The sequence below is a fragment of the Leifsonia sp. 10L418 genome, assembly GCF_056395445.1.
Genome location: NZ_JBFTJN010000001.1, coordinates 350,250 through 371,019, shown reverse-complemented (window position 1 = coordinate 371,019; position 20,770 = coordinate 350,250). Strand labels below are relative to the sequence as shown.

Below are 20,770 nucleotides of genomic sequence, written 5' to 3'. Positions count from 1 at the left end.
CCGGCGAATCGCCAGGCTGTCAGGATGACGACCCAATACCGAGCCAGCTTCGATGCGACAGTGACCTTTTCGAACGGGGGCGGCCTGAGCGCAGAGGGATTCCGGGTCGACATCCCGTCCCGCGAGACGTCGACGGATTTGATCGGCGCGCTCTTCGTCGCCTCGCTCGGTTTGCTCATGGCCGAGTCGGTGACCCTGCGCAATGTCGAGATCGTCGCCGAACCGCACAAGGGAACGCGCGGGGGACCGAGCGATACGGCCGCGGCTGGCGACGCTCGACGTGGTGGCGGCCGGGCCGCTTCGGCTCCGAAGCGTTTCGTCGAGCTGAGCCATGTCATCCGGGCGGGGGAAACGACCTACCCCGGCCTTCCTGCGCCGGAGACCACCCCGCACCTCACCCGGGAGGCCTCACGAAGCCTCTATGCGGAGGGCACCGAGTTCGCCATCGACCGCATCTCAATGGTCGGCAACACCGGCACCTACCTGGACAGCCCGTTTCATCGCTACGCGGACGGGGCGGACCTCGCCGGAGTGCCGTTGACGCGACTCGTGGATCTTCCCGTTGTGGTCGTCCGCACGGGCGGAAGCGGCGCGCGAGCCGTGGACGTCGGCCACCTCGCGGCATTCGACGTCAGCGGATGCGCGGTGCTCCTGCACACGGGAGGCGACCGCGACTGGGCACAGCCGAGCTACGCCGTCGACGCCCCGTACCTCACCGAGGCGGGCGCGCGGTGGCTCGTCGAGCACGATGCGGCGCTCGTCGGGATCGATTCGGTCAACATCGACGACACCAGCAGCGGGGGCGCGCGACCGGCGCACAGTCTGCTGCTCGCCGCGGGCATCCCCATCGTCGAACATCTCACCGGGCTGGGAGACGTGCCCCCGCACGGGGCCACCTTCACGGCCGCGCCGCCGCTCGTCGAGGCATTCGGCACGTTTCCGGTGAGGGCCTACGCGACCGTTCCCGTCGGATAGTCTCGCGCAGCCTCCGCCTCCGCCTTCGCCGCCTCCGCCTTCGCCGCCTCCGCCTTCGCCGCACGGTGAGCCTGGGCCTTTCTCACGGCGGCCCGCGCGGCCTTGTTCATCGTGGTGCTGGCCTTCTTCGCGCCTGCAAACTCGGTGCCGAGCAGCGCCAGGCCGCCCAGGGCGATCAGGGAGCCGGGACCCGGCAGGGGGATGAGGAGTACCCCGAGTACGACGGTTCCGGCACCGGTGACTCCAACCGTCGTGCGATAGACCCGATTGGCCGTGGGATGGCGGCCGATTCCCGCGCGCACACTCGTGAATGCGCGGACCGCGGGGCCTCTCCGCGGCGGAGTGTCAGCTGTGGGCTCGCCGCCGACCGGGGGAGTACCGAAGTTGGACTCGGTCGCCGGACGCTGACGTGGCTGCATGCCTTCATCGTAGCCAGCCGCACTGCGTGCATGGATTTGCCCGAGATCAGGCTGGGCGCGGGCTATCCCGGCTGGCGAGGAGTATTACGCGCGCCCAGGGGGATAGACCGCGCCGGCGCGAGGCAGAACAACGCAAGGCGGAGCAACGCGAGGCAGCAAGCGGATGTCCCGGCCGCGACCCTAGAACCGCGGACTGATCCCGAGACTCCGCCCGGCCAAACCACGGGAGCGCGTCGCCAGCTTCGCAGCGACCGACTCAATCGCGACGGCCGCCGGATCGGACGGGTCGGCCAGCACGACGGGCGCGCCGATGTCGCCACCGGTCCGCAACGCCACGCTGAGCGGCACCTGCGCGAGCAGCGGCACCGGGCTGTCCTGGCCGGCCGAGAGTCGCCGGGCGACCTCCTCGCCGCCGCCGGAGCCGAACAGCTCGAGCACGGTCCCGTCGGCTTGCGCGAGGCCCGACATGTTCTCGATCACGCCGTAGATGGTCTGACCGGTCTGCCGCGCCACGATTCCGCTGCGCTCCGCGACATCGGCCGCTGCGGCCTGCGGAGTCGTCACGACGAGTACGTCGGCGTGGGGGAGCAGCTGGCCGACCGAGATGGCGACGTCGCCGGTGCCGGGCGGCAGATCCAGCAACAGGATGTCCAGATCGCCGAAGTAGACATCCGTCAGAAACTGGGTGATCGTGCGGTGCAGCATCGGTCCGCGCCAGGCGACAGCCGCCGCGGCATCATCGATGAACATCCCGATTGAGATGACTTTCACATCGTGCGCGACCGGCGGCAGGATCATGTCGCCGACCTGCGTCGGCTTCACGGACAGACGCGAACCGCCCTCTGAGCTGTCGACGAGACCGAGCAGACCGGGGATGGAGAACCCGTAGACATCCGCGTCGATGATGCCGACGGCCAGGCCACGTTTCGCCAACGCGACGGCGAGGTTCGCGGTGATTGTCGACTTGCCGACACCGCCCTTGCCGCTGGTCACCGCGTAGACGCGGGTCAGTGAATCGGGCCCGAACGGGTTGCTGCGCACGGCCTTGTCGCCGCGCAGTTTCTCGGTGAGCGCCTGCCGTTGTTCGCGGGTCATCACCGACACCTCGACCGTGGCGTTGCCGGCGCCGGCCACGGACTCGGCAGCCTTCAGCACATCCGATTCGATGCGCGTCGCCGCCGGGCACCCGGCAATCGTCAAACGGATGCCGACGGTCACCTGCCCGGCGGCATCCTCGCTCACGCCGGCCACCATGTCGAGATCGGTGATCGGTTTGCGGATCTCCGGATCAATCACGCCGGCCAGTGCGGCCAGCACGCGCTCCTTAAGCACTCGTCGAACGCTCGGTCAGCGCTGCAGCAGTAGCAGTCGCAGCAGCAGCGGTCGATTCGTCGGCCTCGGCCAGCGCCTCCTGGTCGCGCTCGTCGAGGTGCTCGATCAGGCTGCGGAGTTCGGCACGAATGAAGTCTTTCGACGCCATGTCCTTGATCGCGAGCCGCAGGGCAACGACTTCGCGGGCGAGGTACTCGGTGTCGGCAAGGTTGCGTTCGGCGCGCTGACGGTCCTGCTCGATCTGCACCCGGTCACGGTCATCCTGCCGGTTCTGCGCGAGCAGGATCATCGGGGCCGCATAGGACGCCTGCAGGGAGAGCATCAAGGTCAGCGCGATGAAGCCGAGCGCGATCGAGTCGAAGCGCAGCTGCTCGGGTGCCAGGGTGTTCCACAGCATCCAACCGACGGCGAAAACCGTCAGCCCGACCAGAAACCAGGGAGTGCCCATGCCGCGGGCGATCGACTCGGTGAAACGACCGAACCGGTCGCTGCCCGGTCCCCGGGTGGGAAAAGTGCTCTGACGCAGCCCCTTGGGCGTGTCGAGGCGGATGTCTGACTTGTTAGCTCGTGCCACGTCGACTCCTCCTTCCGCCCGGAACTGGGCCCTTCGCGTCTTGTCCGCCCGGAAGCGGGATGCTGCCGGTGGCCAGCATCGTGCGTGCGGCAGCGCGACGTCTTACGTCGTCGTTGCCGTCCTGACTTCGCCAGTCATCCGGGAGCAGATAGTCGAGAACGTCATCAATTGTCACCACCCCGACGAGGCGATGGTTGTCGTCGACGACAGGCACGGACACTAAATCGTAGCTGGCCAGGATGCGTGACACCTCAGCGGCCGACGTGTCGGCGGTCACGGGCTCGAGGCCAGAGTCGAGCAACGTGCCGAGCCGTTCGTGCGGAGGGTAGCGCAGCATCCGCTGAAAATGCACCATGCCGAGAAAGCGGCCGGTCGGCGCCTCGTACGGCGGCAGCGTGACGCAGATCGCTGCACCGAGCGCGGGAGCGAGGTCATGGCGACGGATGAGGGCGAGGCCTTCGGCGACCGTCGCGTCGGCCGAGACGATGATCGGCTCGGTGGTCATCAGGCCGCCGGCGGTGTCGGGGGCGTAGGAGAGCAGAAAACGCACGTCTTCTGCCTCTTCGGGCTCCATCAGGTCGAGCAACTGCTCGCCGCGGCCTTCGGGCAGCTGCGCGATCAAGTCGGCGGCATCGTCGGGCTGCATGTGGTCGAGCACGTCAGCGGCCCGGGCGTCACCGAGGGTGGCGAGGATGCCGACCTGGTCGGTTTCCGGCATCTCCTCGAGCACGTCGGCGAGGCGGTCATCGGAGAGCTCTCCGGCCACTTCGTACATGCGCTCTTCGGGCAGGTCGAGCAGGGTGTTGGCGAGGTCGGCCGGCTTGAGATCGGAGTAGGTGGCGATGAGCTGCTCGGCCGACTGGGCTTCGCCCACGGTCGACTTCTCACGCACCTCGCCCCAGGTCGTGAACGCCGTCGCACCCTTGGCGAACGGTGACGCACTGGTCTTGGGCCGGCGCACGAACAGCTGGCTGATCGCCCATTCGCCCTGGTCGGTCTCTTCAATCGCAACATCTTCGACCGTGGCGTCGCCGGAACCGTCGTTGAACAGCACCTTGCGACCGAGCATCTCGGCGATCACGCGCACTTCGCCGCCGCGCTGCTCGAACCGGCGCACATTGATCAGACCCGTGGTGATGATCTGGCCGCTGCCGATGCTCGTCACTCGACCGATCGGCAAAAAGACGCGACGCTTGCCGGGGATCTCAACGATGAGGCCGACTACCCGGGGCGGGTCGCTTTTTCGGTACACGACAAGTACATCGCGCACCTTTCCGACCCGATCCCCAGCGGGGTCGAAAACGGTGCAACCGGCCAAGCGGGCGACGAAGACTCTGGAGGCACTCACAGTACAAATGTAGGCCACTCACCAGGGAACTCCGGCGGTCGTGAAAGAATGGCGACATGAGCAATATGAGTCAATTCGGCGCGCGACGTCCGCTCGTCTCTCCTGTCATGCCGACGGGAGAGGTCGTGGCCACCTATGTCACCTACGCGGAGGCACAAGCCGCGGTCGACGTCTTGGCGAAAGCAGACTTTCCGGTGCGTCAGCTGTCGATCGTCGGCAACGACCTGAAAACGGTCGAGAGCGTCACCGGCAAGCTGAGCTACGGCCGGGTGGCGCTCGGCGGCGCGGCCTCCGGCGCCTGGCTCGGAATCTTCTTCGGCCTGCTCTTCTTCATCTTCTCTCCGACGGGTTCGAGTCTGCCCTTTGTCTTTGCCGCCGTGCTGATCGGTGCCGGCTTCGGCATGCTGTTCGGCCTGGTCAGCTACGCGCTGAATCGCCGTCGACGCGACTTCACCTCGACGATGCAGGTCATCGCCACGAACTATCAGGTGATCGTCGACCACGCTCTGGTGAACAAGGCGCGCAACATGCTCTCGGGGCAGGGTGTCGCCGAGAGCGAAACCGTTGACGTGCCGCATCCGTCTGACCCGCCACGCGCCTATGTGGCACCGACCTACCAGCCGGGCGCCTATGGGGAGTCGGTGCCGCCGGCGACGTCTGCCGACGACGCGACTCCGGGGTCTGACGCAGCCGATGCCGGGGCCGACGCGCCGGAGCAGTCGGCCCAGCCGGGTCAGACCGGACCGACGCAGGGTCCCGCCGCGTAAATACCGCAGCGTAGACACCGCCGCGCGAAGAACGGCCTGACCCGCGACGCAAAATCGCCGCCGCTCCCGAGAATCGCCGTTGCAACGGCGACTCTCGGTCGTGGCGGCGATCCTCGAGCGATTGCTACTTCGTGAGCGTCGCGATCCAGGCTTCGACATCCGACGACGTGCGCGGGATCGCGGCCGACAGGTTCTCGGCGCCATCCGCGGTAATCAGGATGTCGTCCTCGATCCGCACGCCGATGCCGCGGTACTCGGCCGGAACCGTAAGGTCGTCGGGCTGGAAGTAGAGGCCGGGCTCGATGGTGAAGACCATGCCGGGCTCGATCACGCCGTCCATGTACATGTCGCGACGCGCCTGAGCGCAGTCGTGCACGTCGAGGCCGAGGTGGTGGCTGGTGCCGTGCACCATGTAGCGGCGGTGGTGGCCGTTGCTGGGCTCCAGGGCTTCCTCGGCCGTGACCGGAAGCATGCCCCACTCTGCGGTGCGACGGGCGATGACGTCCATGGCCGCGGCGTGCACCTCACGGAACACGGCACCCGGGCGAGCCGCGGCGAACGCGGCATCCGCGGCTTCGCAGACCGCGTCGTAGACCCGGCGCTGCACCGCGGTGAACGTGCCGTTGACCGGAAGCGTGCGGGTGATGTCGGCCGTGTAGTAGCTGTCGAGCTCGACACCGGCGTCGATCAGAATCACGTCGCCGGGGCTCACCGGTCCGTCGTTTCGGGTCCAGTGCAAGATGCAGGCGTGCGAGCCGGAGGCCGCGATCGTGTCGTAGCCGACCGTGTTGCCGTCGGCGCGGGCACGCGTGTTGAAGACACCCTCGACCAGGCGCTCACCGCGCTGGTGGGTGCTGGAACGCGGCAGGTCACGGATGACGTCGTCGAAGCCCCGCGCAGTCGCCGCGACGGCGAGACGCATCTGTTCGATCTCGTAGGCATCCTTGACGAGGCGCAGCTCCGACACGTCGCGGGCCAGCAGGTCGTCAGGTTCGTGCTCGCCGTTGATCTCCACGCTGAACGGGCTGTCTGAGGCGTTGTTGCTCAGCACTCGTTCTGCGGCGAAACGCAGACGCGCCTCGTCGACCTTGAGAGTGAGTGCCGGGTCGGCTTCGCGGATGACGAGGGTCGAGCTGTCGACGGCGGTGAAGACGGCTGCCAGGTCGGCGATGCCGCGCACCTCGAGGCCGAGGTCGCTGGCGACCTGGGCGATCGACGGACGGGGTCCGATCCAGAACTCGCCGATCTCCGCGTTCGCGTAGAACTCGTCGGAGTCGCGGCCGGCGCGCTCACGGAAGTAGAGCGTTGCGGTGTGACCCATGTCGGCGGGCTCGAGCACCAGCACGGCACCGGGTTCGGAGTCGCTGCCCCAACCGGTGAGGTGCGCGAAGCCCGAGTGGGCGCGGAACGCGTAGTCGGTGTCGTTCGAGCGCTGCTTGAGGCGCCCGGCCGGAATGATCAGACGCACTCCCGGGTAGAGCGCCGAGAGCTTGGCACGGCGCGTTGCCGCGAACGAAGCCTGTTCCCGTGCCGACGGCAGAACGTCAGTGCGTTCGGCCCATCCGGTGGAGATGAAGTTTTTGAACCCGTCGGAGCTCGGGGTAGTCGAACGGTTCTCGTTCGAGCGCGGGGCGGGGGAGATTCCGGTGTCGGTGCTATCAGCCATGCGCCCATTCTTTCACCGCCAGCCCGGCTCGTGCTGTGTGCAGGGAGGGGAGCCGGCGGCGCGTCGAGCTTCTCGCCGGAATCTGCGCCACACGGGCGGTGCGCCGGGGCCATCGTGCGGCCGGTCGACCCCAGTAACATAGGGGAATGAACGCTGAGAGACGATTTGTGGGTCCGATCGACCTGCACACGCACTCGCGCGTTTCCGATGGAACCGAAACCCCCGGTGAACTCATCCGTGCCGCCCATGCGGCGGGTCTGGGCACCGTCGCACTCACCGATCATGACTCGACGACCGGCTGGGCCGAGGCGTCCGCCGCCGCGCGCGAGGTCGCCATCACGCTCATTCCCGGTATGGAGTTCAGCACACGCCAGGGCTATGCCAGCGTGCACCTTCTGGCCTACTTGTTTGACCCGACGGATGCCGGCATCCTCGACGAGACCGCGCGCATCCGTGAAGCGCGGCACACCCGAGCCGAGGCGATGGTCGCGCGCATCGGCGCCGACTATGCGCTGACCTGGGACGACGTGCTCGCCCAGACGACGCCGGGAACAACCATCGGCCGCCCGCACATCGCCGATGCACTCGTTGCGCGCGGCGTGGTGCCCACGCGCAGTGACGCTTTTGAGGGAATCCTGCACTGGCGGGCCGGCTACTACCAGCCGCACTACGCGCCTGACCCGTTGCACGCGGTGCAGCTGGTGCGGGCGGCCGGGGGAGTGCCGGTGCTGGCGCATCCGGCCACCCGGGGTGTGGGCGACCTGATGGACGAGGCGCGTCTGGCCGAACTCGTCGAGGCCGGCCTCTTCGGCCTGGAGCTCGACCACCGCGAGAACAAGCCGGAGGCGAAGGCGCGGTTGGCTGTGCTGGCTGCCCGGCACGGCCTGTTCGTCACCGGTTCGAGCGACTATCACGGTGCGGGCAAGCCGAACCGTCTGGGCGAGAACACGACGGCTCCGGAGGTGCTGGACGCGATCATCGCGCAGGGCGCCGGTTCGGCGCCGATCTTCGCCTGATCGGCGCCGACACTCCGCTGCCCCGCAACCTCCCGTTCGACGGAGATTTCTGAGAATCGGGCCGGTTTTGCCCCGATTCTGTCTGATTTCGCACGAATCTCCGTCGAATGGGCGACCGAGAGCGGCTTCACGACGGGTGGCCGCACGACTGCATGCCCACAGAAAAACGGCCCGCCGCATCCGAAGATGCAACGGGCCGTTCGTGTCGCAAGGACTAGACCTGCGGGGGAGTCTCTGAGTGGTGACGCACGCGGCGACGCGGGGCGCTGTTGCCGTCGCGGTGCTCAATGCCGCCACCGTCGTGGGTGCCGGCGGCCGAGACGGCCTCGGGCGCTGCCGGGTTGGTCACACGGCTGACGCGGTTGCGCGTGCGGGTGCGACCCTCGCGGATCTCCGGCTGGTCGGCCGAGGTCGGCTGGATCGTACGGTTCGCCTCGGTGCGGGGCTCAGTGCGGGTGGTCTCGGTGCGCGGGGCATCCGAGCGTCCGCCGGAACGGCCGCCGCGGGAGGAGCGTGAACGGCTGGAGCCGGTGCGCTCGCCCTCGACCGCGGTGCCTTCGGCGCGAGCGCCATCGGTACGCGCGCCCTCGGTGCGCGGTGCGCCGGAGCGACCAGAGCCTGACCCACCGCGACCTGAGCCACCGCGACCGGAATCGCCGCGACCTGAATCGCTACGACCGGAGTCGCTGCGACCGCCACGACCCGAATCCGAGCGACCGGGGCCGCTGCCGGCCACGACCTCCTTGATCGGGGTCGCACGCAGGCGTCCCTTGGAGCCGGCCGGAATGTTCAGGTCGGTGAAGAGGTGCGGCGACGACGAGTACGTCTCGGTCGGCTCCGGCTGACCGAACTCGAGCGCGCGGTTGATGAGCGCCCATTTGTGCAGGTCGTCCCAGTCGACGAACGTCACGGCGATGCCGGTCTTGCCGGCACGTCCGGTGCGGCCGACGCGGTGCAGGTAAGCCTTGTCGTCTTCGGGGATGGTGTGGTTGATCACGTGGGTGACGTCGTTGACGTCGATGCCGCGGGCTGCGACATCCGTGGCGATCAGGATGTCTTTCTTGCCGGCCTTGAACGCGGCCATGGCGCGTTCGCGCTGTTCCTGGTTCAGGTCGCCGTGCACGGCCGCAGCGTTGAAACCACGGTCGTTGAGTTCTTCGACGAGCTTGGCTGCGGCACGCTTGGTGCGCGTGAAGATCACAGTCTTGCCGCGGCCCTCGGCCATCAGAATGCGGCCGATCACTTCGTCTTTGTCCATGTTGTGCGCACGGTAGACGAGGTGCTCGATGTTCGCCTGCGTGAGGCCCTCATCGGGGTCGGTCGCACGGATGTGGATCGGCTTGGTCATGAAGCGGCGCGCGAGGGCGACGATCGGGCCGGGCATCGTGGCCGAGAACAGCATGGTGTGGCGGCCGGCCGGGGTCTGAGCGAAGAGCTTCTCGATGTCGGCGAGGAAACCGAGGTCGAGCATCTTGTCGGCCTCATCGAGCACCATTTCGCGCACGTTCTTGAGGTCGAGCAGACGCTGGCTGGCGAGGTCGAGCAGACGGCCCGGGGTACCGACGACGATCTGCGCGCCGGCCTTGAGCTGTTCGACCTGACCTTCGTAGGCCTTGCCGCCGTAAATGGAGACGATCTTGGTGTCGCGGTTCTTGGCGGCGAGCTCGAGGTCTTCGCTCACCTGAACACACAGTTCACGGGTCGGCACGACGATGAGCGCCTGCACGCCGGGTTCGGGGTTCAGGCCGAGGCGCTGGATCAGCGGGAGGCCGAAGCCGAAGGTCTTACCGGTTCCGGTCTTGGCCTGGCCGATGATGTCCTGGCCGGCGAGAGCGAGCGGAATGGTCTGGGTCTGGATGGGGAACGGCTCAACGATGCCTTTGTCGGCGAGAGCGTCGACCATGTCCTGGTCAATATTAAGTTCGGAGAAAGTCACGAATGTATGCCTGTCTTTACTGAAGAAGAGGGTTGCGCCCGTCTTCTGTTTCAGGCGCATGATCACCGATCCGATGCCGGGGATGTGAGGCCAGCTTACCGAACGGGCCTGGCAATCTCCGTGAAGCGCCTCCTCTTTCTGTATGGGGGGCCCTGCGAAGTCGCCGTTCGCGTCACGAAGATCGCCGCAGCCCGCCCGCTGTGACGCTCTAAGCTGGGCACGTGGTCTCATGGTTTGGTCGACGCGCGAAGCGCCTGGAGATCCCGCGCCTGACGGGCCGCGGGGAGTCCCTGCCGACGATGAAAGTCGATCTCGGAGAGCTCGTCCCGCCGCTGCCACAGTTTCTCGGCCAGGCCGCATACATGGAGCTCGGCGTCTTCGAAAGCCTGGCCCAGGCCGCGACGGCCGCCCCCACGGTGACCGTCAAAGGACAACTGAGCCGTTCGGCCGGGCTCGCCCTCGCCAAGCATGAAGCACTCGTCGGCGAGCTGCGCCGCCACGGCTCGGATCCGGCCGAGGCGATGGCTCCCTTCGCCGCGGAACTCGACGCTTTTCGACGGATGCGAGCCGGCGCGACCTGGCCGGAATCGTTGATCGGCTGCTACCTGACCACGGGCCTTCTCGACGATTTCTTTGCGGCCCTGGCCGTCGGTCTGCCGGGTGACACCCGCTCACGCGTGGTGAAGATCATTGAGCAGGATGCGGGTTTCGCGGTGGTCGTGACCGAGGTCACCCGAGCAATCGCTGCGGACCCGAAACTCGCGTCGTCGTTGGCGCTGTGGGGTCGACGTCTGGTCGGCGACACTCTGCTCATCGCGCGGTCGGCTTTGCATGTCTCCGGTGACCTCTCCCGCGATGAGTCACGGATCGAGCCGGTCTTCACCGAGATCATCGCCGCGCACACCCGCCGAATGGACGAGCTCGGCCTGACGGCGTAGCCGCTCAGACACGCTCAGACGCGCTCGCTTACCTCGCGCTCCGCAGCAACGCGAGCCTGCTGTGCAGTCGCTCGGCATCGCGCAGTCCGGCCGCGCCGGAGATCTCACTGCGTGAACTGTCACTGATGACGTGGAGCGTCACATCCCGATCGACGAGCACGTCGATGATGTGGGCGAATCGCTGGCGCGCCTGCGGCGTCGCGGTATGTAGCGGGGGGAGCCCTTCGATGACCCAGGTGTGGAACTCTCTCGACCAGATCAGATAGTCGAGGATCGACGTGTCGCCCTCGCAGAGGTCGTCGAAGTGAAACCAGACGTGACCGGCGTCTGCGCGGCGTGCGGTGAAATGATGCCCGTTCGTCGACAGCACGGTCTCTTCGGCCGCGGTCGGACGTCGGAGGTCGCCGGGGGAGAGTTCGTCGAGTTCGGCCTCTGAAACCCAGAAGCCGCTGACGAACCCGGACTCGCGCGGAGTACGAGCGGGAACATCGGTGCGACGGTAGTCGAGTGTGCCGCCGAGTTCGACGGTGTCGAGGTGCGCCCCGATGAGGGCAATCGCCGGTTCGGCCAGCGAATGAAACTCGCGGCTCGGCAGAAGGTCGTCCGGCGCGCTGTTCGACGTGGCGATGAGCAGGATGCCGCGGTCGAACACGGCCTGCAGCACCCGGCCGAGCATCACGGCGTCGGCGGGATCGTGCAGATGAACCTCGTCGAGGTAGAGCAGCTCGAGGTCGCCCAGCATCTCGGCGAGAGCGAACTCGATGGCATCCGGACGGTCAGCGGAAACCGAGCCGGCGGACCGGGCCCGCCAGATGGCCTGGTGCAGATCGTGCAGCAGATCGTGCACGTGGATGCGGAGCTTGGCCGTGGTCGGCGCTCCGGCAAAGAAGGTATCGCAGAGCCAGGTCTTGCCGCGTCCGACCGAGCCGTGCACGTAGAGCCCGCGCCGGGCATCCGCGTTTTCGGAGTCAGCCGTCAACGACGAGAGCACCTCGTCGAGCCGGTCGACGAGGTGCTGCTGGTCCGGATCAAGGGCGCGGCCCGTTGCCAGGGTCGTCACCGACACGGTGCGATCATGAACACGGTGAAGTCATCCACACGGTGCGATCAGGATGTGCGCGGTGCGCCCGACCTCATCAGCGTGTGCAGCAGAGCAGTGTCGCCCTGCTGACGCTGACGGGTCAGCAGCAGGTCAACGCCCACCGTCACTGCGGCAGCGATGGCGAACGTCACCCACCAGATCCAGCCGCCGTCCCACTTCAGGCCGAGCCAGGTCAAAGCGACCCAGACGACCGAGGCGAGTCCGGTGGCGAATGCGGGAATCAGCACAGCGCCCTGTGTCGCGCGGCCCGGAAGGGAATAGCGCACGATCAAACCGATCAGGGCCCCGCCCAGCGCGACGAAGAGCAGTTCCATCGAAATGCCTAAGCGACGAAACCGACGCGGCGCGACTCTTCTGAGCCGAGTTCCACGTACGCGAGACCGACGGACGGAACGACGTAGATGCGGCCCTTGTCGTCGGAGAGCTTCAGATATCCCGCGGGGTCGGCGAGCGCTGCAGCAACGGCTGCCTCGATGTCCGCTGCCGGCTGCGATGTTTCGAAGTTGATCTCACGGGGAGTGTTGAAGATGCCAATGCGGATGTCCACTAGATGCGCCTTTCGTTGCCTACCCGCTCAGATTACGACAGAACCGCACGGGTGCCGCACAGCGTTCACTGTCGGCGCAACCGGCTACCGTTGAAAACGTGAGCAGAATCGGACCCGAGGCAGCGACAGAACTCCCCGTCGACAGTGCGACCGATCCTGTGCTCACCCCCGTGCTTGCGCCTGTACGTGACCCAGCGCTCGACCCGTCCCAGGCAGCGGTTCTCGGCCTGCCCGACGGCATCTCAGGCGCCGTGATCGGAGCCCCCGGCAGCGGAAAGACGACGACCCTCATCGAGGTTGTCGCCGATCGGGTGCTTCGTCGTGGCTATTCGCCGAGCGAGGTACTGGTGTTGGTGCCGACGCGGTCGGGCGCCGCAACGCTGCGCGACACGCTGGCCCTCCGATTGGGGGTTCCTACTCAGGGCCCGCTCGCGCGCACCGCGAACTCTGTCGCATTTCAGATCGTGCGCGATTCCGTCTCCCGCTCCGGTGGGGTGAGCCCGACTCTGCTCACCGGTGGCGAGCAAGACCAGATCATCGCCGAATTGTTGCAGGGTCACCTCGACGAGAAGACCGGGCCGGCCTGGCCGACGACGCTCGGCCCCGAGGTCCGACGGCTGCGCGGTTTTCGCACGGAGCTGCGCGACCTGATGATGCGCGCCGTCGAGTACGGTGTGTCACCCGAGCGTCTCGCCGACTGGGGGCGGCAGACGAACCGGCCAGAGTGGAGCGCCGCCGCCGAGTTCATCCGCGGCTATGAAGAGGTGAAAGACCAGACACGGCCCGGGCAATACGATTCCACCGAACTCGCGCAATTCGCCACCGCGCTGGTGCACGACGCGCCAGCGGGCACGGCCGGGCAGTCGACACTCGGCGCCTTGGCCGGCCTGCGCCTGATCATCCTCGACGACGCTCAAGAAGCCACGCAGGCCACCCTCGCGTTGCTGGCCCAGTTCGCGGCTCGCGGCGTCGCGATTCTGGCCGTCGGCGACCCCGACCTCTCGACCGGTTCGTTCCGTGGCGCGCATCCGGATGCCCTCGGCCGGCTGGGCTCCTACCTCGGCCGTCCAGACGTTCAGACTTTCACCCTCGGCTCCGTCTACCGGCACGGGGGCGCCGTGCGCGCCGTGGTGCGGGAGGCCACGAGCCGGATCGGCACCGCCGCCGCCGGCACGCAGCGTGCCGCGACCGTGGCGTGCGCGGATGGCGCGGAGGCGGGTGCGGCGACGGAGTTGGAATCCGATTCCTCGGCCCCGACCGATCTCGTGCAGACGGTGGTGGTGACGAACCCCGCCGAACAGCTCGCCGTCATCGCCCGGCGCTTGCGCGAGCGGCATCTTCTCGGCCGGGTGCCGTGGGGGCAGATGGCGGTCGTCGTGCGCACCGGATCCCTGGTTCCGGCGCTCTCGAAGGGCCTCGCCTCGCTGGAAGTTCCCACCCAGGTCGCCAGCGCACAAACCGCGCTTCGCGACGAAGCGGCTGTGGGCGCCTTCATCCTCGCGCTCGAAGTGACTCTGGGCCGTAAGGCCCTTGATGCCGAGGCCGCGACGGCGCTGCTCAGCGGCCCGCTCGGCGGACTCGACCCGATCACTCTGCGCCGCCTCCGGGCCGCTCTGCGGCAGCACGAGCTCGCCGGCGACGGAACCCGCAGCGCCGACGAACTGCTCGTCGAGGCACTCCAGGTGGCCGACGCCTTGGCCACGATCGACAACCGCACCGCCCGCAAAGCCACGGCGTTCGGTGCAAGTCTGCGCGCCGCATCCGCCGAATTCCAGGCCGGCGCGACCATCGAGGAACTGCTCTGGGGGCTCTGGCAGCGCAGCCGTCTCGCCGATATCTGGTTCGAACAATCGGCCGGCACCGGCATCGTCGCCGATGAGGCCAACCGCAACCTCGACGCCGTCGTCGCGCTGTTCTCCGCCGCTCAGCGCTTCGTCGAGCGCACTCCGCATGCCCCACCCGTGCTTTTTCTCGAACACCTCGTCGACACCGATGTGCCGGAAGACACCCTTGCGCCGCGCGCCCAGAACGACGCGGTCATCGTCGCAACCCCGAGCGCGGTGATCGGGCGCGAGTTCGATCTCGTCGTGCTCGCCGGCGTGCAAGAGAACGTCTGGCCCGACTTGCGGGTGCGCGGTTCGCTGCTCGGCGCCGGCGACCTCGCCGCGGTCGCCAGCCACCAAGATCCCGACGCGGCCGATGCGCGCACCGGTGTGCTGCACGACGAGCTGCGGATGTTCGCCCAGGCGACCTCACGAGCCCGCCACGAGGTTCTGGTCACGGCGATCGCGAATGAAGACAATCAGCCGTCAGTATTTCTGCGTCTGCTTCCCGAGCCAGACAGCAGCCCAGAGACCCTTGCTCGTTACCCGCTGTCGCTGCGCGGCATGGTGGGACGGCTGCGCCGCGACCTCACCACCGCGGTCGGTCCGCGCGTGAGCGACGACCAGATCACCAGCCGCCGGGCCAACGATGCAGCCGCCACCCTCGCCCGCCTCGCTCGCGAGAGTGTCGCCGGTGCGCATCCCGACGAGTGGTACGGCTTGAAGACCCAGAGCACCCTGCGCCCGCTCAACGACCCCGAACCGCGCAGCGACGCGCAGGGCAACGAGCAGTCCGGTGACGACCCGGTGCGGGTTTCCCCGTCGAAGATGGCCTCATTCGAGGCCTGTCCGCTGCACTGGCTGATCGGCCAGGTCGGCGGCGGCGGCAGCAACACCGCGGCGAACCTCGGCACGATCATTCACACGGTGATGGAGCGGGCGACGGATGTGACGCCAGAGGCCCTCTGGACGGGGGTGAACGAGCGCTGGGACGAGCTCGTTTTCGACGCCGAATGGCAATCCCGGGTGGCCAAGCTCGAGGCTCGGGCGTTGACCGATCGGCTCGCCTCCTACCTGGCCGATTTTGATCGCGACGGCGGCACGCTGCTGAGCGCCGAGGGTAAATTCACCCTCGACGTCGACGGAGCCATCCTGTCGGGCACCGTTGACCGGGTCGAGCAGCTCAGCGACGGCCGGGCCGTCATCGTTGACCTGAAGACCGGAAAGGGCGACCCGATCAACGACGCCGGCGTGGCCGAGCATCCGCAACTCGGCGCCTATCAACTCGCCTTCCAGGAAGGCGCCATCGCCGGGATTCCCGACGGAGCCGACCTCGCCGGCGCCCGCTTGGTCATCGTCTCCTCGGGAACGCAGAAGAAGAACTACCGCAACCCGACTCAGCAGCCGTTCACTCCCGAAGAGCTCGACGCCTTCCGCACGAGGGTGAAGAACGACGCGGTCGGGATGGGCGGCGCGGTCTTCGTCGCCGAGATCGCCTCGCACTGCCTCGACCCGTGGTCGTTCGGGTCATGCCGCCTCCACATCATCAAGCAGGTCAGTTCATGAGTCACGCCCCGAACCCCGCCGAGACGCCGCCGAACTCCGCCCCACAAATTTCTGCCCTGCAGATCGCCGAAGCGCTCGGGATGTTCCCGCCGACCACCGAACAGCAGGCGGTCATCGAAGCCCCCCTCGCCCCGACGCTCGTCGTGGCCGGGGCCGGCAGCGGCAAGACCGAGACCATGGCGAACCGGGTGCTCTGGCTGCTGGCCAACGGGCACGCCCGTCCCGATCAGATCCTCGGCCTCACCTTCACCCGCAAGGCCGCCGGCGAGCTCGCCCAGCGCATCAACGGGCGCATCGAACAACTTGACGCAGCCGGGTTGTTGCCGAGCCGTCAGCCGAGCGCCGAGGAATCAAGCGTCGAGGTATCAGGCGCTGCCGTGTCTGTCGAGGGCGCCCGCGACGCCTCCGACCTGTTCAATACCCCCACGGTCTCCACCTACAACTCCTTCGCCAGCCGCCTGTTCAGCGACAATGCGCTCCTGCTCGGCCGCGAGCCGGAGTCGGTGCTGCTCACCGAGACATCCGCCTGGCTGCTGGCGCGCAGCGTCGTGATTCAGCACGGCGATGACCGCCTCGTTCCGTTCGGCAAGAAACTCGACGCGGTGACGGATGCCGTGCTGCAGTTCAGCCGGGTGCTCGCCGAGAACCCGCCCCCGTTTGTGCCAGGCGAGCCGCAGCAGCCGCACGATCTGGCCGGCTTGGCCGACAGTTTCGGCTATTTGGCCGACCTTCCATACGGCTCCACCCGCAAGACGAAACCCTACGACTCCGTCATCGAGTCGTTGGCCGCCGTCGCACCGTTGCCGATCCTGGCCGAACTGGCCGAACTGTACCAGGCCGAGAAGCGCCGGCAGGGGCTGATCGAGTTCTCCGACCAGGTCTCGCTCGCCCTCCAGGTGTGCCAGCGGGTCGATCGGGTCGTCGCCGGCTACCGCGACCAGTTCCGCATCGTGCTGCTCGATGAGTATCAAGACACTTCTGTGCTGCAGACCGAGCTGCTGAGCACCCTGTTCGCCCACCACCCGGTGATGGCCGTCGGCGACCCGCATCAGTCGATCTACGGCTGGCGCGGTGCCAGCTCCGCGAACCTGCTGGGCTTCTCACAGGACTTCGCGGGGCGTGCGAACCGTGACGCCCCGACCATGTCCTTGTCGTACACCTGGCGCAACCCGTCGTCGGTGCTGGATGTCGCGAACGCGCTCGTCTCGCCGCTGTCCGAGGCCCTGCGGGCCAAGCCCAACGGAATCCAGGTCGACACGCTCAAGGTGCCGGCCGGAAAAGAAGCGGGTCGCGTCGAAGCGGCACTGACCGAGACCCTCGCCGAAGAGGCGGCGCTCGTCGCCCGCTGGTTCGCCGAACGGATCACCGTTGGTGGGGGTAAGACCGGAGCGATGCTGTTCCGGGCCCGCCGCGAGATGGAACTGTTCGCCGACGTGCTGCGCGCCCACGGGGTGCGTGCCCATGTGTTGGGGCTCGGCGGGCTGCTCTCCACGCCCGAAGTGGCGGATGTCGTCAGCGTGCTCCGGGTCGTGCACGACCCGGCGTCGGGAAGCGAACTGATCAGGCTGTTGACCGGCGGGCGTTGGCGGATCGGACCGCGTGACCTGCAGGCGCTGTCCGGGGTGGCGAGTTGGCTCGCCTCCCACGACTGGGCGCAGCAGGCGCTCAGCGACGAGCTCAAGGCCAAGCTGCGGGCGTCGGTCGCCGATGAGGAGACCAGTTCGCTGGTCGACGCCCTCGACTTCGTGGCCACCGCATCAGAGTCGCACAGCCAGCTCGCCGGGTTCAGCGAAGACGGACGCGAACGCTTGCGCGCCGCCGGTCGTCAACTGGCCTGGTTCCGCTCACGGGCCGGGTTGCCCCTTCTCGATTTCGTGAGGCTGATCGAGCAAGAGATTCTTCTCGATGTCGAGCTGGTCGCCAACGAGACCTTCGGGCTCGGCCTGGCCAACCTCTATGCGTTACATGACTGCATCTCTGCATTTCTCGACAGCGACGAGCACGGCACGCTCGGCAGTTTTCTGCGCTGGCTCGGCCGGGCCGAGCGTCAGGACGACATGGGTCCCCGCGGCGAGGCAGCAGAGGCCGACGCGGTGCAACTCCTCACCATTCACGGTTCGAAGGGTTTGGAGTGGGACTACGTCGCCATTCCGAACCTGGCCGAAAAGAGCCTGCCGGCCGCGGCCAGAGACGGCGCCGGCTGGCTGCGTTTCGGGGAGCTGCCCTACCCGATGCGCGGCGACCGCGACGAGTTGCCGGAGCTGCGCTGGACGCTGCACGACACCCAGCTGTCGTTCGACGCTGAGTTCAAGCAGTACAAGACCGCGCTCACCGAACGGCATGAAGCCGAGGAGCGCCGCCTGATCTACGTGGCCACGACGCGGGCCCAGCAGGAGCTTCTGCTCACCGGCGCATTCTGGGCGAACGGAACCACCCAGCGCACGGCAAGCCGCTACCTCGTCGAACTCGTCGAGGCCGGATTGATCCCCGAGCTGCCGGCCGTGAGCAGCTTCGAAGAGAAACCGGAGAGCGCCGAGTCCGGAACCGACGAGTGGCCGTTCGACCCGCTCGGCACACGTCGTGTCGTGGTCGAAACCGCCGCCGGGTTCGTCAGCCGGGCCCTGGAGTCGCCGGTGGATGCCGACACCGTTTGGTCTCGCGATGTCACCCTCTTGCTTGAGGAGCGGGCGCTCCGCCTGGCCGGGAGCACGACGGTCCCGCTGCCGACACGCATCCCCGCATCACGGTTCAAGGATTACGTCGACGACCCGGCCGCCGTCGCGGCAGGGCTTCGGCGCCCGATGCCCGAACGGCCGTACCGGGCGACCCGGCTGGGCACCCTGTTTCATTCCTGGGTCGAAACGCGCTCGGGCGGCGGGGCCTCTGCCGATCTGATCGACGTCGGTTTCGGCGAGCTTGACCTTGATTTCGATCTGATCGCCGAGGGAGCGGAGGATGGCACAGCGTCGACCGGCGCCGACGCGACCGAACCGCTGCCGACCGGCGACACCACTTCGACTGAGCTCGCCCGACTGCAGGCGACGTTCGAGCGGTCGCCGTGGGGGAGTCTGCAACCCGAAGAAGTCGAGATCGAGATTCACCACGTGCTGGCCGGCCAGGTGTTCATTTGCAAGCTCGACGCCGTTTATCGCACCGCGACGGGCTACCAGGTGGTCGACTGGAAGACCGGGAAGGCGCCGAAGAACGCGGCAGACCTCGAACTCAAGCAGACGCAGCTGGCCCTGTACCGTCTGGCCTATGCCAGCTGGAAGGGGATCGATCCCGATCTCGTCGACGCCGTGTTCTACTTCGTCGCCGACGACACCGTGATTGCTCCCGTTCGGATCTACTCCGAAGAGGACCTCGTCGAAGCCTGGGCCTCGGTGGAACGAGCGGTCAGCTCTTCAATATCTTCGAAGGAGTAGGCGACAGTCGCATTCGGGTCGCCTTCACCGTCAAGTTCGGCGAACGGGTCTGATCGGTCTCGTTCTCCGGAGTCGTCGTCAGCAGTGCCCGATGCGCTCTCTGAACCCGACGAGTGGGTCGTATCGGCCCCCTCGCGCGTCTCCGCGGAATCAGCATCGGCCGACTCCTCGAACGGGTCACGCAAGGAAGCGAACTCGGAACGGTCGAAACTGTCGGTGAGCATCGCCGAACCGTGCGGAGACGCACCTGCGTCCCGACCGAGCGAGCTGTGCGGCGTCGCGTCGAGAAGGGTCTCGACGTCAGCGACATCGAGAACCGGGCCGGTGTCGGTCGAGAGCGATTCCATCGTGTTGCTGTGAACCGTTTCGACCAGGCCATCGAGCATGACGACGGCATCGTCGACGATCTCCTGGTTGCGGGTGTCTGAGCCGTGCAGCAACCAGCGGGCCAGCTCGAGTTCGGCATAGAGCAGCGCACGCTGGGTCAGGCGGGGGTCGCCGCCCTGACGGGCGGCGAGGTACGAGGCCACCGCGGTCTCGGCGGCTTCGCCGCGGGCGGCGAGCAACCAATTCAGGTCGCGGGCGGGGTCACCGACGCTGAGCGCCGACCAGCCGAGAATGCCGGAGACGGCATCGTCGACGATGAGGAAGGACTCATCGCTCAGCGAACCGTGAACCACCGTGGGCGCGAACTGCCAGAGCGAGTCGTCGTCGGTGGCCTGTTCCCAACGGCGCAGCAGCGCAGCGGGCAGGTAGCCGGTCTCTGCCGCCCGGTCGATCAGGGCGATCGTGCTGGTGCGGCAGTCGAGGGCGGTCTGCTGAGGAAGGCCGGCGTCGGCGATGAATGCGGTCGGCAGTCCGTGGATGGCGGCGATCGAGCGACCGATGGAGCCCGAGACTCCGACGTGGCCGGTCAGGGCATCCGTCTCAAAGGAATCGCCGGGCAGCAGTTCGTAGAGAACCGCGCGGGTCGGTCCGGCCGGCGCTTGGCCGACGAACTCGGGCACGTCGAACGGCAGCCTGCTGCGATTGCCGACGGTGAGGGCGCGCAGCGCCACCAGGTCGGCCGACTGCTCGGTCTCGGCTGCCTGCGAACGGGGAACCCGAATGATGAGCTCTCGTCCGTCGCGGTCGATGATGAGCGCTGAGTCGAAAAGTCCGTGGGCGCGCTGGCTGTGCGCGCGAGCCTGGGCGACGTCGAGCCCAGGCAGAGCGGAGGTGGCCAACGCGGCTAGAGTGAGATGGGATCTGGCCATGCCTTCTAGGTTAGGTCGAGTTGCGTTCCGCGCGCGCGTACGCCACGCCAGCACAGAATTTCGGCGCACCAGCCCCGAAC

At 67.6% G+C, this 20,770-nt stretch carries 16 protein-coding genes; 6 read left to right on the top strand and 10 right to left on the bottom strand.

Features of this window, described 5'->3' with window-relative positions; translation table 11 throughout:
- Positions 1–24 precede the first annotated feature (24 nt).
- Positions 25–975 carry a cyclase family protein gene (locus AC1DCF_RS01665; RefSeq protein WP_477209497.1) on the top strand — a complete coding sequence of 317 codons (951 nt, stop codon included), beginning with the start codon at positions 25–27 and terminating at the stop codon, positions 973–975.
- On the opposite strand, the gene AC1DCF_RS01660 is transcribed toward AC1DCF_RS01665, so the two are convergent.
- From AC1DCF_RS01660 to AC1DCF_RS01645, 4 genes are all read right to left on the bottom strand, one after another.
- On the bottom strand, positions 951–1,394 hold the full coding sequence (locus tag AC1DCF_RS01660) for a PGPGW domain-containing protein (RefSeq protein WP_477209496.1): 444 nt from the start codon (positions 1,392–1,394) through the stop codon (positions 951–953). The genes AC1DCF_RS01665 and AC1DCF_RS01660 overlap by 25 nt on opposite strands.
- A gap of 180 nt (positions 1,395–1,574) precedes the next feature.
- A complete protein-coding gene (locus AC1DCF_RS01655) occupies positions 1,575–2,726 on the bottom strand; it encodes an Mrp/NBP35 family ATP-binding protein (protein ID WP_477209495.1) in 1,152 nt (383 codons plus the stop codon).
- The gene (locus AC1DCF_RS01650) at positions 2,719–3,300 is read right to left on the bottom strand and encodes a DUF1003 domain-containing protein (protein ID WP_477209494.1); all 582 of its coding nucleotides are present in this window, start codon (positions 3,298–3,300) and stop codon (positions 2,719–2,721) included. Before AC1DCF_RS01650 ends, AC1DCF_RS01655 begins: the two co-directional genes overlap by 8 nt.
- Positions 3,287–4,648 carry a magnesium transporter MgtE N-terminal domain-containing protein gene (locus AC1DCF_RS01645; RefSeq protein WP_477209493.1) on the bottom strand — a complete coding sequence of 454 codons (1,362 nt, stop codon included), beginning with the start codon at positions 4,646–4,648 and terminating at the stop codon, positions 3,287–3,289. Before AC1DCF_RS01645 ends, AC1DCF_RS01650 begins: the two co-directional genes overlap by 14 nt.
- 56 nt (positions 4,649–4,704) lie before the next feature.
- Between AC1DCF_RS01645 and AC1DCF_RS01640 the strand changes: the two genes are divergently transcribed.
- Entirely contained in the window at positions 4,705–5,415 is a 711-nt protein-coding gene (locus AC1DCF_RS01640) for a YflT domain-containing protein (RefSeq protein ID WP_477209492.1), read from the top strand.
- 124 nt (positions 5,416–5,539) lie between these two features.
- Here AC1DCF_RS01640 and AC1DCF_RS01635 read toward each other — a convergent pair whose 3' ends face one another.
- Positions 5,540–7,081, bottom strand: coding sequence for an aminopeptidase P family protein (locus AC1DCF_RS01635; RefSeq protein ID WP_477209491.1), 1,542 nt, complete (start codon positions 7,079–7,081; stop codon positions 5,540–5,542).
- A gap of 146 nt (positions 7,082–7,227) precedes the next feature.
- On the opposite strand from AC1DCF_RS01635, the gene AC1DCF_RS01630 reads away from it, so the two are divergent.
- Positions 7,228–8,097, top strand: a complete 870-nt coding sequence (locus AC1DCF_RS01630; protein WP_477209490.1) for a PHP domain-containing protein — start codon at positions 7,228–7,230, stop codon at positions 8,095–8,097.
- Positions 8,098–8,311: 214 nt separating this feature from the next.
- On the opposite strand, the gene AC1DCF_RS01625 is transcribed toward AC1DCF_RS01630, so the two are convergent.
- Complete coding sequence (locus tag AC1DCF_RS01625) at positions 8,312–10,033, bottom strand: DEAD/DEAH box helicase (protein WP_477209489.1); 1,722 nt, start codon at positions 10,031–10,033, stop codon at positions 8,312–8,314.
- Positions 10,034–10,254: 221 nt separating this feature from the next.
- On the opposite strand from AC1DCF_RS01625, the gene AC1DCF_RS01620 reads away from it, so the two are divergent.
- On the top strand, positions 10,255–10,971 hold the full coding sequence (locus tag AC1DCF_RS01620; RefSeq protein ID WP_477209488.1) for a ferritin-like fold-containing protein: 717 nt from the start codon (positions 10,255–10,257) through the stop codon (positions 10,969–10,971).
- A gap of 28 nt (positions 10,972–10,999) precedes the next feature.
- On the opposite strand, the gene zapE is transcribed toward AC1DCF_RS01620, so the two are convergent.
- From zapE to AC1DCF_RS01605, 3 genes are read right to left on the bottom strand one after another with little or no spacing between them, the layout of a single operon-like run.
- On the bottom strand, positions 11,000–12,037 hold the full coding sequence (gene zapE, locus AC1DCF_RS01615) for a cell division protein ZapE (RefSeq protein ID WP_477209487.1): 1,038 nt from the start codon (positions 12,035–12,037) through the stop codon (positions 11,000–11,002).
- Positions 12,038–12,078: 41 nt separating this feature from the next.
- On the bottom strand, positions 12,079–12,387 hold the full coding sequence (locus AC1DCF_RS01610; RefSeq protein WP_477209486.1) for a hypothetical protein: 309 nt from the start codon (positions 12,385–12,387) through the stop codon (positions 12,079–12,081).
- An 8-nt stretch (positions 12,388–12,395) separates the two neighbouring features.
- Entirely contained in the window at positions 12,396–12,620 is a 225-nt protein-coding gene (locus AC1DCF_RS01605) for a DUF3107 domain-containing protein (RefSeq protein WP_441791534.1), read from the bottom strand.
- A 98-nt stretch (positions 12,621–12,718) separates the two neighbouring features.
- On the opposite strand from AC1DCF_RS01605, the gene AC1DCF_RS01600 reads away from it, so the two are divergent.
- Positions 12,719–16,009: an ATP-dependent helicase gene (locus AC1DCF_RS01600; protein WP_477209485.1), complete on the top strand. Its 3,291-nt coding sequence runs from the start codon at positions 12,719–12,721 to the stop codon at positions 16,007–16,009.
- Positions 16,006–19,434, top strand: coding sequence for a UvrD-helicase domain-containing protein (locus AC1DCF_RS01595; RefSeq protein WP_477209484.1), 3,429 nt, complete (start codon positions 16,006–16,008; stop codon positions 19,432–19,434). Before AC1DCF_RS01600 ends, AC1DCF_RS01595 begins: the two co-directional genes overlap by 4 nt.
- On the opposite strand, the gene AC1DCF_RS01590 is transcribed toward AC1DCF_RS01595, so the two are convergent.
- Positions 19,356–20,690 carry a phosphotransferase gene (locus AC1DCF_RS01590; RefSeq protein WP_477209483.1) on the bottom strand — a complete coding sequence of 445 codons (1,335 nt, stop codon included), beginning with the start codon at positions 20,688–20,690 and terminating at the stop codon, positions 19,356–19,358. The two genes, AC1DCF_RS01595 and AC1DCF_RS01590, sit on opposite strands and share 79 nt — an antisense overlap.
- Positions 20,691–20,770: the final 80 nt, after the last annotated feature.

Excerpts from the sequence above, each read along its gene's own strand:
- AC1DCF_RS01665 (WP_477209497.1), top strand. The coding sequence starts at position 25 with ATGACGACCCAATACCGAGCCAGCTTCGATGCGACAGTGACCTTTTCG.
- AC1DCF_RS01660 (WP_477209496.1), bottom strand. The coding sequence starts at position 1,394 with ATGCAGCCACGTCAGCGTCCGGCGACCGAGTCCAACTTCGGTACTCCC.
- AC1DCF_RS01630 (WP_477209490.1), top strand. The coding sequence starts at position 7,228 with ATGAACGCTGAGAGACGATTTGTGGGTCCGATCGACCTGCACACGCAC.
- AC1DCF_RS01610 (WP_477209486.1), bottom strand. The coding sequence starts at position 12,387 with ATGGAACTGCTCTTCGTCGCGCTGGGCGGGGCCCTGATCGGTTTGATC.
- AC1DCF_RS01635 (WP_477209491.1), bottom strand. The coding sequence starts at position 7,081 with ATGGCTGATAGCACCGACACCGGAATCTCCCCCGCCCCGCGCTCGAAC.
- AC1DCF_RS01595 (WP_477209484.1), top strand. The coding sequence starts at position 16,006 with ATGAGTCACGCCCCGAACCCCGCCGAGACGCCGCCGAACTCCGCCCCA.
- AC1DCF_RS01640 (WP_477209492.1), top strand. The coding sequence starts at position 4,705 with ATGAGCAATATGAGTCAATTCGGCGCGCGACGTCCGCTCGTCTCTCCT.
- AC1DCF_RS01590 (WP_477209483.1), bottom strand. The coding sequence starts at position 20,690 with ATGGCCAGATCCCATCTCACTCTAGCCGCGTTGGCCACCTCCGCTCTG.